Source organism: Streptococcus sp. Marseille-P6264, assembly GCF_902460355.1.
GTDB lineage: Bacteria > Bacillota > Bacilli > Lactobacillales > Streptococcaceae > Streptococcus.
In genome coordinates, this window is record NZ_CABPTO010000004.1 from 199425 (window position 1) to 214717 (window position 15293).

Here is a 15293-nt window from a genome sequence, read left to right on the forward strand (position 1 = left end):
ATTATTCACCTGTCAGGCTATCTAGTTGTTCTTCTTTCTTTTCCTGTTCGTATAAATATTTAGCGTCTTGTAAAACATCATCACCGTGTTGTTTTACAACAGAAACAGATGCATCCAGTTCATCTTTCAATTTGTAGGCTTTAGCCAAGGCCCTAGAATAACCTTTTTTAGCTTCTTTGCTTGCTAGAACCTTCAAACCAATTGTACCAAATGCTAAGCCTCCTAAAAAGAGACCTGATTTTTTAGCAATCTTTGCCACTGTTAATGCTTCTTTTAACATATTGATTTCCTCCTTTGTAATCATTATATATAAAATTAAGTTCAAAAGCAATCATAGATACTCCTACAGGGTATCCTTTTATATTTCTTCATTTTGTATCAAGAAAATTGAAGCAAATCTTGATTTCAAGATTCACTTTTGCTAGACTTAAAACTATGAATACAAACTTGAAACCAAAACTCGCTCGCTTTGCCACAGCGACCGCCTTTGCCTGTCCCATCTGCAAGGAAGAATTACAGCTGATGGAAAACAGCCTCAAATGTCACCACCGGCATTCTTATGACTTGGCCAAGTTTGGCTATGTAAATCTAGCACCTCAAATCAAGCAGCCCAAAGACTACGATAAGATAAGTTTTCAGAATCGGCAGTTGATTTTAGAAGCTGGATTCTACCAAGCTATCTTAGAGGCTGTCTCGAGCTTACTTGCTAACTCAGAAACTGCCAAAACAGTCTTAGATATTGGCTGCGGCGAAGGCTTCTACTCTCGCAAACTCCAAGAAATCCATTCCAAAAAAACCTTCTATGCCTTCGATATTTCAAAAGATTCTATCCAGCTAGCAGCCAAGAGTGACAGCTCTTTCGCAGTCAATTGGTTCGTCGGTGATTTGGCCAATCTACCGCTACAAGATGCCAGCATGGACATCATTTTAGACATCTTTTCTCCAGCCAATTATCAGGAATTTCAGAGAGTCATGTCTGACAATGCCCTCCTCATCAAGGTCATCCCCACTGAGCACCATCTTCAAGAAATTCGCCAAAAAGCCGCTAGACAGCTCAGCAACAAGGATTACTCTAACCAAGAAGTCATTCAGCATTTCCAAGAACACTTCGATATAATCTCCGAGATTACTGTCGAGTCCAGCCAGTCCTTGACTGCCGAAAGCCGAGCAGCTCTTTTAGCAATGACACCGCTGCTCTTTCATGTCGAGCAAGACCAGATCGACTGGACTGACCTCACCCAAGTGACCATTGCAGCTACCATTCTTATCGGAAAAGCAAAATAAAGAAAAGATAGTCCGCAGACCAAATGTATTCCGTTTAGCTTGCGGACTATCTTTTTCTAACTCATATTTTAATAAACTGTTTTCTCTGTTTCGAAATCAAAGAAATGCGCCTTGTTCAAGTCGAAACCAAGGTCAATTCCAACACCTGTCTCCAAGTGGTCACGAGCATCTACACGCGCGATAAACTCACTGTCGCCAACTTGGCAGTATAGGTGAGACTCAGCACCCAAAAGCTCAGAGACAGAGATGGTCGCATGAACCACAGAATCTGGGAAGGTCTCTAAGAAGGCAGGTTCTGTATTAATGTCTTCTGGACGAATACCGAAGATCAATTTCTTGCCGTCATAACCCTTCTCACGCAGAACTTTCAGCGTTCCTTCTGGCACTGTCAAACGCAAGCCATCGGCAACGATTTCATTCCCCTCAAGTGTCACAGTGATAAAGTTCATCGCTGGGCTGCCAATGAAGCCTGCCACAAACTTGTTGACTGGATTTCTGTAAACTTCCTGTGGACTACCGATTTGTTCCACTCGACCAATGGTTCCAGTTCCAGCAGGATTCTTGGTTGCTGACATGATAACAATGCGGTCAGCCAGTGTCATGGCTTCTGTCTGATCGTGGGTAACGTAGATGGTTGTTGCTCCGATACGACGGTGGATTTTGGCAATCTCAGCACGCATAGACACACGCAATTTAGCATCCAAGTTTGACAAAGGCTCATCCATTAGGAAAACCTTTGCATCACGCACGATGGCCCGTCCCATGGCAACACGCTGACGTTGACCACCAGAAAGGTCTGCTGGTTTACGCTCCAAGAATTCTTTTAAACCAAGGATTTCAGCCGCTTCTTGCACACGTTTGTCGATATCTTCCTTGCTGTACTTGCGCAGTTTCAATCCGAAAGCCATGTTGTCATAGACTGTCATGTGCGGATAGAGGGCATAGTTCTGGAAGACCATGGCAATATCGCGGTCTTTCGGTGCCACATCATTGACAACTTTACCATCAATCGACGCTGTCCCTTCTGTGATATCCTCAAGACCCGCAATCATACGCAACGTTGTAGATTTTCCGCATCCTGACGGACCAACGAAAACGATAAACTCCTTGTCCTTGATGTCCAAATTAAAGTCTTCAACAGAATAGTGCTCACTATTTGGATACTTCTTATAAATATTTTTCAGATTTAACTCAACCATAAGTTCCCCTTTACTTTATGTGAAAATAGTTGCCTTTGAAACCCCTAAAAATTTCAAAGCGCTTTCATAAAAATATTATATCCTTTTTTAATTATTATTTCAAGCATTTATTCAAACGTTTGCACAATTTTTTATCATATTTCGAATAACTACTCTTTTAAAACAAAAATAGGATAGAAAATTTCTATCCTACACGACTAGTTAGTAACACGATAGTAAAATTGGCCTTGTTCATCAAAGCTATTCATCCCAACTCCCGTCCACAGACGATCTTGGCTGGCATCTGAGCTATCTTGGAAATTTTCTTTATTCGCAAGCTGGACACCTTTTGGAATGAACTCTAGCAAGAAACCACCAGTTTCACCGCCGTATACACCGCCAGAAGCTGTTCCATAATCCGTTAACGATGCTCCATACAGCTCATAGCTATCAGAAACTAACCCTTTATCATTGAACACCAGCTGGTGACCAGCAGCATTCTGCCAGGTTCCTTTTACACTGGAGTAGTCTCCATTGGCCAAGGCCGAAATATCCATTGCTTTTTTCTCCTCTTGCGTCTTTTCTGGACTAACTTCTGCTGAGCTTTGACTGCTTGTTGCAGAAGAAGACGATTCTGCAACACTCTGGCTAGAAGCTACTTGAGAAGATTCCTGAGTAGTACTCGAACTTGTCTGAGTAGAATTAACTGCCTTACTAGAGCAGGCTGCCAAAGTCGATAGTGCTAAGCAACATAACAAAGGATAGACTATTTTCTGCTTCATGGCTTTCTCCTTATCCAATAAATGATTACTAATATTATAGACTTTTTCAGCCTATTTTACAAGTTGGCTCAGCTATCCTGCACCGCTAAGACCTTATAGATGGTTTTGCTCAAAGCCGCCTGATAATCCTCTGCACTCAAGGATCTATCCGCAATAACTTCTGCAGTCTGCTTTTCTAAGTCTACAGCCACATCTGACACTCCCTCCATAGATAGGAAGTGCTGGGTGACGTGTTTAACACAGTTTTGACAAGATAAGTTTTCTAATTGAACTGTTTGTTTCATAGATTTATTCCTCCGTATATTCCTTCATTTTAAAATTTAAAGCGTCCTAGACGCAGAGCATTGGCCACAACTGACACTGAGCTTAAGCTCATGGCCAGACCAGCCAACATCGGATTGAGCAAGGGACCGCTGAAAAGATGCAATAGCCCCATAGCAATCGGGATGCCTAGTGTATTGTAGGCAAAAGCCCAGAAAAGATTTTCCTTGATATTGCGGATGGTCGCCTGACTGAGCTTGATAGCCTTGACCACATCCTGCAAATCACTATGCATGAGCACTACATCTGCTGACTCAATAGCTACATCAGCTCCTGATCCGATGGCAATTCCAACATCTGCCTGAACCAGAGCCGGTGCGTCATTGATACCGTCTCCGACCATGGCTAGTTTTTTCCTGGCTTCCTGCAAGTCCTTGATAGCAGCGGCCTTACCATCTGGCAATACACCTGCGATAACTTTTTGGATTCCAGCTTTCTGGGCAATAGCTACCGCAGTTTCTTCACGATCACCTGTCAGCATGATGACTTCTAGTCCCATAGACTGGAGCTCCTGTACAGCCGACAGACTACTAGATTTCATCTCATCGGCTACTGCTAAAATACCAGCCAGCTGTCCATCTACTGCGACAAACATGGCTGTCTTCCCTTCTTGGGATAGCTCTAACAACTGTTCTTGAAAGGCACTGCTGTCAATGTTCTTTTCTTTCATCAGAGACTCATTACCGACCAGAAGATGCTTACCTTCAACCTGAGCTGACAAACCTCGGCCAACAATGGCCTCAAAATGACTGACAGGCAGCAAGTCAAGCTCCTCCTCTTCAGCTGCTTCCAAGATAGCCTGAGCCAAAGGATGCTCAGAATGCTGCTCAGCACTGGCTATTAGCTGCAACAAGTCAGAGCGATTAAAAGCACCTAAAGGCAACAAATCCGTCAGGCTGGGCTTGCCAACCGTAATCGTCCCAGTCTTATCCAGAACAATAGTATCCAACTGATAAGCAGCTTCCAATGCTTGACCAGACTTAATCAGAATGCCATTTTCAGCCCCTTTACCAGTCCCAACCATGATGGCTGTCGGAGTGGCTAACCCCAGCGCACAAGGGCAGGCAATGACCAGAACTGCGATAAAGATTGACAGGGAAAAGCTAAGACTCTCACCAGCTAGAAAATACCAGCCCAGCGCGGACAAAGTAGCCAAGCTTAGCACAATCGGGACAAAATAGAGCGAAATCTTATCGGCCAAAGCCGCTATCGGAGCCTTAGACCCCTGCGCTTCCTCCACCAATCTGACAATCTGAGCTAAGGTCGTATCTGAACCCACCCTAGTTGCTTGGTAGTCAATACTACCATTTTGATTGATTGTGGCACTGGTAATAGTATCGCCGACCTTCTTTTCAATCGGGACACTTTCACCAGTCATCATGGACTCATCCACAAAGGTCTGCCCCTCCATCACAAGGCCATCTACCGGCATACGCTCCCCTGGCTTGATACGGATAATGTCTCCAACTCGGATATCCTCTGTATCAATGGTCACAGCCTCTCCATAGCGAATCACTGTCGCCTGACTAGGCACTAGCTCAAGTAGAGACTGAATCGCTTGAGACGTTTTCCCCTTGGCTGAACTTTCCAGATATTTACCCAGAAGAACTAAGGCAATAATCACTGCAACAGACTCAAAATAAAGCTGATGCACAAAGGCATGATGACCTCGAAAAACCTGACTGACCGAGTAGAGACTGTAGAAAAATGCTGCGCTGGTCCCTACCGCAATCAAACTATCCATATTAGGATGTCGCTTGATCAGATTGCGAAATCCTCTCTGATAAAAGCCACGACCGATCCACACAGCAGGCAGTGTCAAAAGCAGTTGTGACAGAACGAAGACCAAGGGATGCGCTATATGATCCAAGAAGCTAGGCAAGGGAAGACCAATCATACTGCCCATAGAGATATAAAGCAAGGGCAGAGCTGTAAATAAAAGAATTAGTAGCTCTTGTTTCTTTCTTCGTAATATTTGCGCTCTAGCTACAGCCTCTTCGTTTACGTCAGACGGCTTATTTTTTCCTTTTTCTTCAGCCTGATAACCAGCCTCAGCTACCGCATCCAGCACTTGCTGGCTGTCAAATCCCGCCTTAGGGACTAAACTGAGACGTTCTGTCGCCAGATTGACACTGACATCCTCTACCGTTTCCAAGTCCTTGACCGCCATCTCCACCGTCATAGCACAGGCAGCACAGGTCATACCTGAGAGCTTGTATTCTTTCTTCTCGCTCATCAATGTGTCTCCTTTCCGTGCCCGCAACGACACTGACCTTGAGGGCAGTGGCATTTGATTTCTAGCGGAGCCGAAGCTCTTTTCTTATCAATGACTTGGCTGAGCCGCTCCAAGTCCCTTTGACTGAACTGACTTCTCTCAATCATCGAAATCAAAAGATCTCCATGTTTAGTATTACAGATATTGTCAAAAAGCGCCTGCCAAGTACTTTCCAGATGATCTGCTTCTAAAATCCGAGCATTGTAATAAAACTTACCCTCGATCTTTTCCATGGCAATAAATTCTTTTGTCTTCAGACGATTCAAAAGAGTCTTGATGGTTGCCGGCTTCCAGGAGAAATCGGCTTCTAAACGCGCTATAATCTCTGTACTACGACTGTGTGGATAAGCCCATAGTACGCGCATCACTTGCCATTCTGCTTGGCTCATATTTTGCTGTTCCATTGTCTAACACTTCCTTAACATTTACATTTGTAATTCGATTCTTTAATAGTTTACAATTGTAATCGTAATTTGTCAAGTATTTTTATCGTCATTTTCTGATATACAAAAAAGAAGGCGGGATCATCCCGTCTTCTTGCTTTATTCTATTAGTGTGCCAACATCTCTTGGGCGATTTCTTGACCTGTCAACTTACTTGGATAGTAGGTTGGCCAGTTTTCCAGCTCATTAAAGAGCGCTTCCTGACTCTCACCACCATAGAAGATATGGAAGTGAGCCGCCTTGGTCGGTGCAATGTTATGGTCGCTAAACTGAACATATTTGTACTGGCCAGCATCCGCATCTGTCGCTTCAAACATAAAGCGAACTCCACGATTTCCCTTAGAGTAAGTCAGAGTGTGCTTACCAACGTATTTATACGTATATTTCTTGGTTTTCCCATCTACCACAAATTCCATGGTCTTGTCTGTGATATTGATATTGGAAATATCCGTCTTATAGCCCTTGTCATAGTAGTCCTTGTATTCAGCTGCCGTCATTTTCCCAGTCAACTTAGCCTTGTAGTCAAAGACTTGATCTAGGGTACCGTCCTTCAGATATGGGTAAACAGACTGCCACTCGCCAGCATAGTCAGACAAGGTCCGATCCTTGACAGCACTGTCTTCAAAGTAGCCGTTTTGGACTGTCTTATCGTCTTCTTCTTTCTCGGCTGCAATCTCCGCTCCCTCTTGGTCAGTCGTTTTCTTGAGGGCCTTTAGATTAGCCTGCATGATCGAAATATAGTCTGCCCCGTCCTTGCTCTGCTTTTCTGTCAAGCTTTCCAGCGGATTCAATACATCAAGCTCTACTCCTGTTTCCTTAGCCAAAGTGGAAGCCAGAGCCTGAGAAGCATTTTCTTCAAAGTAGATATACTTGATTTTATTTTTCTTGATGTACTCGGTCAATTCAGCCAAGCGTGAAGCGGATGGTTCACTGTCTGGTGAAAGTCCAGAAATTGGTACCTGTTTCAAGCCATAGTCCAATGCCAGATAGTTAAAGGCAGCGTGCTGAGTGACGAAGCTCTTTTGCTTAGCGTTGGCCAAACCAGCTTCAAATTCTTTATCCAAGGCTTCTAGCTTCTTGATATAAGCCGCCGCATTTTTCTCAAAAGAAGCTTTCTTGTCAGGATAGGCCTTGCTCAGACTATCTCGGATATGTTCCACCATTTTAATAGCTCGCTTTGGAGACAGCCAAACATGGGGATCATATTCATGATGGTGTCCCTCTTCCCCATGGTCATGGTCTTCTTCCTCTTCACCACCAGGCAGCAAAAGCATATTTCCAGTCGCTTTGATAACCTTTTCTTCCTTATTTTTCAAGGTTTTTAGCAAATCAGGAACCCAAGTCTCCATATTTTCATTTTCATAGACAAAGGCATCTGCATCCTGAATGGTAGCAACTGCCTTAGCTGAAGGCTCATAATCATGCGGCTCTGTACCAGCCCCGATTAGAAGTTCAACATTGGCCTCATCTCCAGCAACCTGCTTAGTAAACTCGTAAACCGGATAAAAAGTCGTGACAATACTGAGCTTGCCATCTGCATTTTTTTGATTGGAACAAGCTACTAAGAAAATACTCAGTAAACCTGCTAATAGTAAACTAATTTTTTTCATTTTATGCTCCTATTTCATAAATTTTTTGACCAGATTGACCAGTAAGAACAAGCTGACGAAGATAATCGTAATGCTGGCGCTCGCTGGTGTCTCTGCATAGTAAGAAATATAAAGTCCAGCAATCATACCAAAGAAGCCGATGGCATTTGCCAGCAAAATGACCGACTTGAAATTTTTCCCAATCCGTAGGGCAATACTGGCCGGCAAGACCATGATGGTCGAAACCAGCAGGGCTCCCGCAGCCGGAATCATGAGGGCAATCGCAACACCTGTCACGATATTGAAGAGAATAGACATAGTCCGCACAGGTAGCCCATCCACAAATGCTGTATCCTCATCAAAGGTCAAGATGTACATAGGCCGAATGAAGAGGAAGGTCAAGACAAGCACCACAGCAGCAATAACAAAAAGAGAAATCACCTGCTCCCTACTGATAGTCACAATAGAGCCAAATAGATACTGGTCCAGACTCATGGCGCTGGAACTCTTGCCCTTACTCATAACAATCAAGGAAATGGCTAAGCCAGTTGACATAAGAATGGCTGTCCCGATTTCCATGAAATTTCTATAGATTGTCCGCAAGTATTCCAAAAAGACCGCTGCAATGATAACCACCACTACCGTTGTGAAGGTTGGTGACAAACCTAGAACCAAGCCAAAAGCCACACCCGCCAGAGAAACGTGACTAAGCGTATCACTCATGAGGCTCTGCCGACGTAAAATAAGGAAAGTACCCAGAATCGGTGAAAAGAGGCTCATGGCAATAACTGCTAAAAAGGCTCGCTGCATAAAATCATAGGAAAATAGATTAAGCATGATTTACCTCCTGTCCGCTGTCACTTTCATGCACATTGAAGCAGCGCCAAGGTGAGTCCTGATTCCGAACTAGATGAATGTTGCGGTCAGCATATTTACGAACTTCTTCTGGATCGTGTGTAATCATCAAGACAGCTTTCCCATGCTTGTGAGCACTATGGTGCATGAGCTTGTAAAATTCATCCTTGCTGCCTGCATCCATCCCTGTTGTCGGCTCATCTAGGACAAAAATATCCGGATCCGAAGCAAACATACGAGCAATCACAGCCCTCTGCTTTTGACCACCAGAGAGAGAACCAATCCGCTTGTCCCGATGTTCCCACATCCCAACCGACTCCAAACTGGCCTTGATATGCTCCTCATCATGCTCATTCAAACGACGAAACCAGCCCTTGCGCGGATAACGTCCCGACTTAACAAACTCGTAAACCGTGCTAGGAAAACCTGCATTAAAACTAGCAATCTGCTGAGGAAGATAAGCAATCCGCAGTTTCTTACCTCGCTCATTGGTCTTGGAAATCTTAACTTCCCCATGCTTAGGCTGCAAAATTCCCAAACTAGCCTTGACAAGTGTCGTCTTAGCAGCCCCATTCTCCCCTGTCAAGGTTACGAACTCGCCACTATCCAAAAAGTAATGAATATGCTCCAACACAGGTTCCTTGTCATAGTAAAAAGACAGATTTTCCACTGTGATATATCTCATTTCCCAATTTCTCCAATCAAACCATCCAAAAATCTCACAATCACTTCTTGCTCATCAGAAGAAAATTGCTCCGCCAATCTCTGGTAGGTGTCTAAGGTGTTCACATGATGGTGCTGATGCTCTTCCGCAATCGGTCGCGCCAAGTCAGTCAAACGATAAAAAGTCACACGAGCATCTTTCTTATCCTTGAAAGTTTGCAACATCTTTTGCTCCACCAAAGCCTTAACAGCTTTAGTTACAGCAGCTTGGCTAACATTCAGCCGTTTCGCCAAATCAGAATTTGTCAAAGATTCCTGAGACAAAAGCATCAAAATGTGCTCCTGCGTATTCGTTAGCCGCACATCGCTCGTACAAGAGCCGACCAAGATTTCATGTTGATTCTCAGCTGTCAATATAACCTCATTCAAAAAATGATTAATTTTTTCCGCCAAATCCCCCATTCTTCGCTTCCTTTCTTAACTGGTTGAAACTTTACCGGTTAATTATACCACAAAAAAGAAAAGAGTCAAGCTCCAACTATAGTAACACTCTGATTCTAAAACAATGCAAAAGCATCGATAGAGAGAAAGAAAAAAGAGCCAACTGCTCTTTTCTCATATGCTCATTTACTCCGCCAGTAGGACTCGAACCTACGACATCATGATTAACAGTCATGCGCTACTACCAACTGAGCTATGGCGGATAATAGCTAAGCGACTACCATATCTCACAGGGGGCAACCCCCAACTACTTCCGGCGTTCTAGGGCTTAACTTCTGTGTTCGGCATGGGTACAGGTGTATCTCCTAGGCTATCGTCACTTAACTTTCTGAATTAACTTGCAATCTTACATTGCCTTGTCAACTCAAAATTGAATAACTACTCAATCCTAACAAGTCTTATCGAACGCTGCGCTCAATGAAAATTGGATAAGTCCTCGAGCTATTAGTATTAGTCCGCTACATGTGTCGCCACACTTCCACTCCTAACCTATCTACCTGATCTTCTCTCAGGGCTCTTACTAACTTGCGTTATGGGAAATCTCATCTTGAGGTGGGTTTCACACTTAGATGCTTTCAGCGTTTATCCCTTCCCTACATAGCTACCCAGCGATGCCTCTGGCGAGACAACTGGTACACCAGCGGTAAGTCCACTCTGGTCCTCTCGTACTAGGAGCAGATCCTCTCAAATTTCCTACGCCCGCGACGGATAGGGACCGAACTGTCTCACGACGTTCTGAACCCAGCTCGCGTGCCGCTTTAATGGGCGAACAGCCCAACCCTTGGGACCGACTACAGCCCCAGGATGCGACGAGCCGACATCGAGGTGCCAAACCTCCCCGTCGATGTGAACTCTTGGGGGAGATAAGCCTGTTATCCCCAGGGTAGCTTTTATCCGTTGAGCGATGGCCCTTCCATGCGGAACCACCGGATCACTAAGCCCGACTTTCGTCCCTGCTCGAGTTGTAGCTCTCGCAGTCAAGCTCCCTTATACCTTTACACTCTGCGACTGATTTCCAACCAGTCTGAGGGAACCTTTGGGCGCCTCCGTTACCTTTTAGGAGGCGACCGCCCCAGTCAAACTGCCCGTCAGACACTGTCTCCGATAGGGATCACCTATCCGGGTTAGAGTGGCCATAACACAAGGGTAGTATCCCAACAACGCCTCCATCGAAACTGGCGTCCCGATCTCTTAGGCTCCTACCTATCCTGTACATGTGGCACAGACACTCAATATCAAACTGCAGTAAAGCTCCATGGGGTCTTTCCGTCCTGTCGCGGGTAACCTGCATCTTCACAGGTACTAAAATTTCACCGAGTCTCTCGTTGAGACAGTGCCCAAATCATTACGCCTTTCGTGCGGGTCGGAACTTACCCGACAAGGAATTTCGCTACCTTAGGACCGTTATAGTTACGGCCGCCGTTTACTGGGGCTTCAATTCATACCTTCGCGTTACCGCTAAGCACTCCTCTTAACCTTCCAGCACCGGGCAGGCGTCACCCCCTATACATCATCTTACGATTTAGCAGAGAGCTGTGTTTTTGATAAACAGTTGCTTGGGCCTATTCACTGCGGCTGACATCAGTCAGCACCCCTTCTCCCGAAGTTACGGGGTCATTTTGCCGAGTTCCTTAACGAGAGTTCTCTCGCTCACCTGAGGCTACTCGCCTCGACTACCTGTGTCGGTTTGCGGTACGGGTAGAGTATGATACAACGCTAGAAGCTTTTCTTGGCAGTGTGACATCACTCACTCGCTACTAAACTTCGCTCCCCATCACAGCTCAACGTTAGAGGTATAAGCATTTGACTCATACCACGCCTCACTGCTTAGACGTACATCCATTCGTACGCACGAGTTAGCCTACTGCGTCCCTCCATCACTTCATACTCTAGTACAGGAATATCAACCTGTTGTCCATCGGATACACCTTTCGGTCTCTCCTTAGGTCCCGACTAACCCAGGGCGGACGAGCCTTCCCCTGGAAACCTTAGTCTTACGGTGGATGGGATTCTCACCCATCTTTCGCTACTCATACCGGCATTCTCACTTCTATGCGTTCCAGCGCTCCTCACGGTACACCTTCTCCACACATAGAACGCTCTCCTACCATACCTATAAAGGTATCCACAGCTTCGGTAAATTGTTTTAGCCCCGGTACATTTTCGGCGCAGGGTCACTCGACTAGTGAGCTATTACGCACTCTTTGAATGAATAGCTGCTTCTAAGCTAACATCCTAGTTGTCTGTGCAACCCCACATCCTTTTCCACTTAACAATTATTTTGGGACCTTAGCTGGTGGTCTGGGCTGTTTCCCTTTCGACTACGGATCTTAGCACTCGCAGTCTGACTGCCGACCATAATTCATTGGCATTCGGAGTTTATCTGAGATTGGTAATCCGGGATGGACCCCTCACCCAAACAGTGCTCTACCTCCAAGAATCTTTATGTCGACGCTAGCCCTAAAGCTATTTCGGAGAGAACCAGCTATCTCCAAGTTCGTTTGGAATTTCTCCGCTACCCACAAGTCATCCAAGCACTTTTCAACGTGCCCTGGTTCGGTCCTCCAGTGCGTTTTACCGCACCTTCAACCTGCTCATGGGTAGGTCACATGGTTTCGGGTCTACATCATGATACTAAGACGCCCTATTCAGACTCGGTTTCCCTACGGCTCCGTCTCTTCAACTTAACCTCGCATCATAACGTAACTCGCCGGTTCATTCTACAAAAGGCACGCTCTCACCCATTAACGGGCTCGAACTTGTTGTAGGCACACGGTTTCAGGTTCTATTTCACTCCCCTTCCGGGGTACTTTTCACCTTTCCCTCACGGTACTGGTTCACTATCGGTCACTAGGGAGTATTTAGGGTTGGGAGATGGTCCTCCCAGATTCCGACGGGATTTCTCGTGTCCCGCCGTACTCAGGATTCTGCTAGGTACAGATTCTATTTAAAATACGAGGCTATTACTCTCTTTGGCTGACCTTCCCATGTCATTCTTCTATAAAATCTGAGTCCACATTGCAGTCCTACAACCCCGAAGAGTAAACTCTTCGGTTTGCCCTTCTGCCGTTTCGCTCGCCGCTACTAAGGCAATCGCTTTTGCTTTCTCTTCCTGCAGCTACTTAGATGTTTCAGTTCACTGCGTCTTCCTCCTCATCTCCTTAACAGAGATGGGTAACAGGTAGTACCTGTTGGGTTCCCCCATTCGGACATCCCCGGATCTGCGCTTACTTACAGCTCCCCGAGGCATTTCGTCGTTTGTCACGTCCTTCATCGGCTCCTAGTGCCAAGGCATCCACCGTGCGCCCTTACTAACTTAACCTTATTTTTGACCTCTCAGTCTTAAACTCATTAATATTCACAGCGTTTCGGTTTATTTTCTTGTTACTATTTGATATAGTTATTCAATTTTCAATGGACAAGTTTAGAATAGTTATCACTATCCTAATGGAGCCTAGCGGGATCGAACCGCTGACCTCCTGCGTGCAAAGCAGGCGCTCTCCCAGCTGAGCTAAGGCCCCACAAGACCTCTCAAAACTAAACATGACGACCAATGGCTTCCGTTTTTCCTTAGAAAGGAGGTGATCCAGCCGCACCTTCCGATACGGCTACCTTGTTACGACTTCACCCCAATCATCTATCCCACCTTAGGCGGCTGGCTCCTAAAAGGTTACCTCACCGACTTCGGGTGTTACAAACTCTCGTGGTGTGACGGGCGGTGTGTACAAGGCCCGGGAACGTATTCACCGCGGCGTGCTGATCCGCGATTACTAGCGATTCCGACTTCATGTAGGCGAGTTGCAGCCTACAATCCGAACTGAGACTGGCTTTAAGAGATTAGCTTGCCGTCACCGACTTGCGACTCGTTGTACCAGCCATTGTAGCACGTGTGTAGCCCAGGTCATAAGGGGCATGATGATTTGACGTCATCCCCACCTTCCTCCGGTTTATTACCGGCAGTCTCGCTAGAGTGCCCAACTAAATGATGGCAACTAACAATAAGGGTTGCGCTCGTTGCGGGACTTAACCCAACATCTCACGACACGAGCTGACGACAACCATGCACCACCTGTCACCGGTGTGCCGAAGCAAAATCCTATCTCTAGGACGGGCACCGGGATGTCAAGACCTGGTAAGGTTCTTCGCGTTGCTTCGAATTAAACCACATGCTCCACCGCTTGTGCGGGCCCCCGTCAATTCCTTTGAGTTTCAACCTTGCGGTCGTACTCCCCAGGCGGAGTGCTTAATGCGTTAGCTGCGGCACTGAGTCCCGGAAAGGACCCAACACCTAGCACTCATCGTTTACGGCGTGGACTACCAGGGTATCTAATCCTGTTTGCTCCCCACGCTTTCGAGCCTCAGCGTCAGTTACAGACCAGAGAGCCGCTTTCGCCACCGGTGTTCCTCCATATATCTACGCATTTCACCGCTACACATGGAATTCCACTCTCCCCTTCTGCACTCAAGTTAAACAGTTTCCAAAGCGTACTATGGTTAAGCCACAGCCTTTAACTTCAGACTTATCTAACCGCCTGCGCTCGCTTTACGCCCAATAAATCCGGACAACGCTCGGGACCTACGTATTACCGCGGCTGCTGGCACGTAGTTAGCCGTCCCTTTCTGGTAAGATACCGTCACAGTGTGAACTTTCCACTCTCACACTCGTTCTTCTCTTACAACAGAGCTTTACGATCCGAAAACCTTCTTCACTCACGCGGCGTTGCTCGGTCAGACTTCCGTCCATTGCCGAAGATTCCCTACTGCTGCCTCCCGTAGGAGTCTGGGCCGTGTCTCAGTCCCAGTGTGGCCGATCACCCTCTCAGGTCGGCTATGTATCGTCGCCTTGGTGAGCCGTTACCCCACCAACTAGCTAATACAACGCAGGTCCATCTGGTAGTGGTGCATTTGCACCTTTCAATTGACTATCATGCAATAGTCAATGTTATGCGGTATTAGCTATCGTTTCCAATAGTTATCCCCCGCTACCAGGCAGGTTACCTACGCGTTACTCACCCGTTCGCAACTCATCCAGAAGAGCAAGCTCTCCCTTCAGCGTTCTACTTGCATGTATTAGGCACGCCGCCAGCGTTCGTCCTGAGCCAGGATCAAACTCTCATTAAAAGTTTGAGTTCTCACTCATTTCTGTCACTGACAGATTTATTGTTTTTTTCTTTGTTCAGTACTACAACTTATGTTGTAGTGCCCTGCACATTGGTTCGTCTTGTTCAGTTTTCAAAGGTCTTTATCGCTCTCTCAAGCGACAACTATATTAGTATATCACCTATCCATCCCCTTGTCAACACTTTTTTTAAACTTTTTTATCTTTCTTACAATTTTATTTCCCACCACCTACAAAATCATTGATAAATCAACAACTAAAAGGGAAAGATTAACTCTCCCTT

The 15293-nt window shown here is 45.8% G+C and carries 11 protein-coding genes, 2 tRNA genes and 3 rRNA genes; 1 reads left to right on the forward strand and 15 read right to left on the reverse strand.

The window, feature by feature from the left end; translation table 11 throughout:
- Position 1: 1 nt before the first annotated feature.
- A complete protein-coding gene (locus tag FZ941_RS07005) occupies positions 2 to 280 on the reverse strand; it encodes a DUF6110 family protein (protein ID WP_015604268.1) in 279 nt (92 codons plus the stop codon).
- Positions 281 to 435: 155 nt separating this feature from the next.
- Here FZ941_RS07005 and FZ941_RS07010 point away from each other — a divergent pair, with 155 nt between their 5' ends.
- The gene (locus tag FZ941_RS07010) at positions 436 to 1284 is read left to right on the forward strand and encodes a methyltransferase domain-containing protein (RefSeq protein WP_048765516.1); all 849 of its coding nucleotides are present in this window, start codon (positions 436 to 438) and stop codon (positions 1282 to 1284) included.
- Between the two features lie 68 nt (positions 1285 to 1352).
- Here the strand turns inward: FZ941_RS07010 and FZ941_RS07015 are convergent, their stop codons facing one another.
- The 14 genes from FZ941_RS07015 to FZ941_RS07080 form a co-directional block, all read right to left on the reverse strand.
- Complete coding sequence (locus FZ941_RS07015; protein WP_148887347.1) at positions 1353 to 2483, reverse strand: ABC transporter ATP-binding protein; 1131 nt, start codon at positions 2481 to 2483, stop codon at positions 1353 to 1355.
- 197 nt (positions 2484 to 2680) lie between these two features.
- Complete coding sequence (locus FZ941_RS07020) at positions 2681 to 3244, reverse strand: DUF6287 domain-containing protein (RefSeq protein ID WP_148887348.1); 564 nt, start codon at positions 3242 to 3244, stop codon at positions 2681 to 2683.
- 68 nt (positions 3245 to 3312) lie between these two features.
- On the reverse strand, positions 3313 to 3528 hold the full coding sequence (locus tag FZ941_RS07025; RefSeq protein WP_148887349.1) for a heavy-metal-associated domain-containing protein: 216 nt from the start codon (positions 3526 to 3528) through the stop codon (positions 3313 to 3315).
- A gap of 29 nt (positions 3529 to 3557) precedes the next feature.
- Positions 3558 to 5801 (reverse strand): heavy metal translocating P-type ATPase, encoded by a 2244-nt coding sequence (locus FZ941_RS07030; protein WP_148887350.1) that lies wholly within the window; start codon positions 5799 to 5801, stop codon positions 3558 to 3560.
- Positions 5801 to 6244, reverse strand: a complete 444-nt coding sequence (locus FZ941_RS07035; protein ID WP_125371281.1) for a CopY/TcrY family copper transport repressor — start codon at positions 6242 to 6244, stop codon at positions 5801 to 5803. Before FZ941_RS07035 ends, FZ941_RS07030 begins: the two co-directional genes overlap by 1 nt.
- Positions 6245 to 6390: 146 nt before the next feature.
- Positions 6391 to 7893 (reverse strand): zinc ABC transporter substrate-binding protein AdcA, encoded by a 1503-nt coding sequence (locus FZ941_RS07040; RefSeq protein WP_148887351.1) that lies wholly within the window; start codon positions 7891 to 7893, stop codon positions 6391 to 6393.
- Positions 7894 to 7902: 9 nt separating this feature from the next.
- Positions 7903 to 8709 carry a metal ABC transporter permease gene (locus FZ941_RS07045; protein WP_148887352.1) on the reverse strand — a complete coding sequence of 269 codons (807 nt, stop codon included), beginning with the start codon at positions 8707 to 8709 and terminating at the stop codon, positions 7903 to 7905.
- On the reverse strand, positions 8702 to 9412 hold the full coding sequence (locus FZ941_RS07050; RefSeq protein WP_148887353.1) for a metal ABC transporter ATP-binding protein: 711 nt from the start codon (positions 9410 to 9412) through the stop codon (positions 8702 to 8704). Before FZ941_RS07050 ends, FZ941_RS07045 begins: the two co-directional genes overlap by 8 nt.
- Positions 9409 to 9852 carry a zinc-dependent MarR family transcriptional regulator gene (locus FZ941_RS07055; protein ID WP_148887354.1) on the reverse strand — a complete coding sequence of 148 codons (444 nt, stop codon included), beginning with the start codon at positions 9850 to 9852 and terminating at the stop codon, positions 9409 to 9411. Before FZ941_RS07055 ends, FZ941_RS07050 begins: the two co-directional genes overlap by 4 nt.
- A 168-nt stretch (positions 9853 to 10020) precedes the next feature.
- Positions 10021 to 10094 (reverse strand) — tRNA-Asn (locus tag FZ941_RS07060).
- A gap of 5 nt (positions 10095 to 10099) precedes the next feature.
- Positions 10100 to 10215 (reverse strand): 5S ribosomal RNA (rrf, locus tag FZ941_RS07065).
- Between the two features lie 100 nt (positions 10216 to 10315).
- Positions 10316 to 13213, reverse strand: a 23S ribosomal RNA gene (locus FZ941_RS07070).
- 126 nt (positions 13214 to 13339) lie between these two features.
- Positions 13340 to 13412 (reverse strand) — tRNA-Ala (locus tag FZ941_RS07075).
- A 53-nt stretch (positions 13413 to 13465) separates the two neighbouring features.
- A 16S ribosomal RNA gene (locus tag FZ941_RS07080) occupies positions 13466 to 15012 on the reverse strand.
- Together the 16S, 23S and 5S rRNA genes with 2 tRNA genes alongside form the textbook arrangement of a ribosomal RNA operon.
- Between the last annotated feature and the right edge of the window lie 281 nt (positions 15013 to 15293).

What these genes read in the sequence shown, in the direction of transcription:
- FZ941_RS07010 (WP_048765516.1), top strand. Translation starts at nt 436, where the DNA reads ATGAATACAAACTTGAAACCAAAACTCGCTCGCTTTGCCACAGCGACC.
- FZ941_RS07035 (WP_125371281.1), bottom strand. Translation starts at nt 6,244, where the DNA reads ATGGAACAGCAAAATATGAGCCAAGCAGAATGGCAAGTGATGCGCGTA.
- FZ941_RS07055 (WP_148887354.1), bottom strand. Translation starts at nt 9,852, where the DNA reads ATGGGGGATTTGGCGGAAAAAATTAATCATTTTTTGAATGAGGTTATA.
- FZ941_RS07005 (WP_015604268.1), bottom strand. Translation starts at nt 280, where the DNA reads ATGTTAAAAGAAGCATTAACAGTGGCAAAGATTGCTAAAAAATCAGGT.
- FZ941_RS07045 (WP_148887352.1), bottom strand. Translation starts at nt 8,709, where the DNA reads ATGCTTAATCTATTTTCCTATGATTTTATGCAGCGAGCCTTTTTAGCA.
- FZ941_RS07050 (WP_148887353.1), bottom strand. Translation starts at nt 9,412, where the DNA reads ATGAGATATATCACAGTGGAAAATCTGTCTTTTTACTATGACAAGGAA.
- FZ941_RS07015 (WP_148887347.1), bottom strand. Translation starts at nt 2,483, where the DNA reads ATGGTTGAGTTAAATCTGAAAAATATTTATAAGAAGTATCCAAATAGT.
- FZ941_RS07020 (WP_148887348.1), bottom strand. Translation starts at nt 3,244, where the DNA reads ATGAAGCAGAAAATAGTCTATCCTTTGTTATGTTGCTTAGCACTATCG.
- FZ941_RS07040 (WP_148887351.1), bottom strand. Translation starts at nt 7,893, where the DNA reads ATGAAAAAAATTAGTTTACTATTAGCAGGTTTACTGAGTATTTTCTTA.
- FZ941_RS07025 (WP_148887349.1), bottom strand. Translation starts at nt 3,528, where the DNA reads ATGAAACAAACAGTTCAATTAGAAAACTTATCTTGTCAAAACTGTGTT.
- FZ941_RS07030 (WP_148887350.1), bottom strand. Translation starts at nt 5,801, where the DNA reads ATGAGCGAGAAGAAAGAATACAAGCTCTCAGGTATGACCTGTGCTGCC.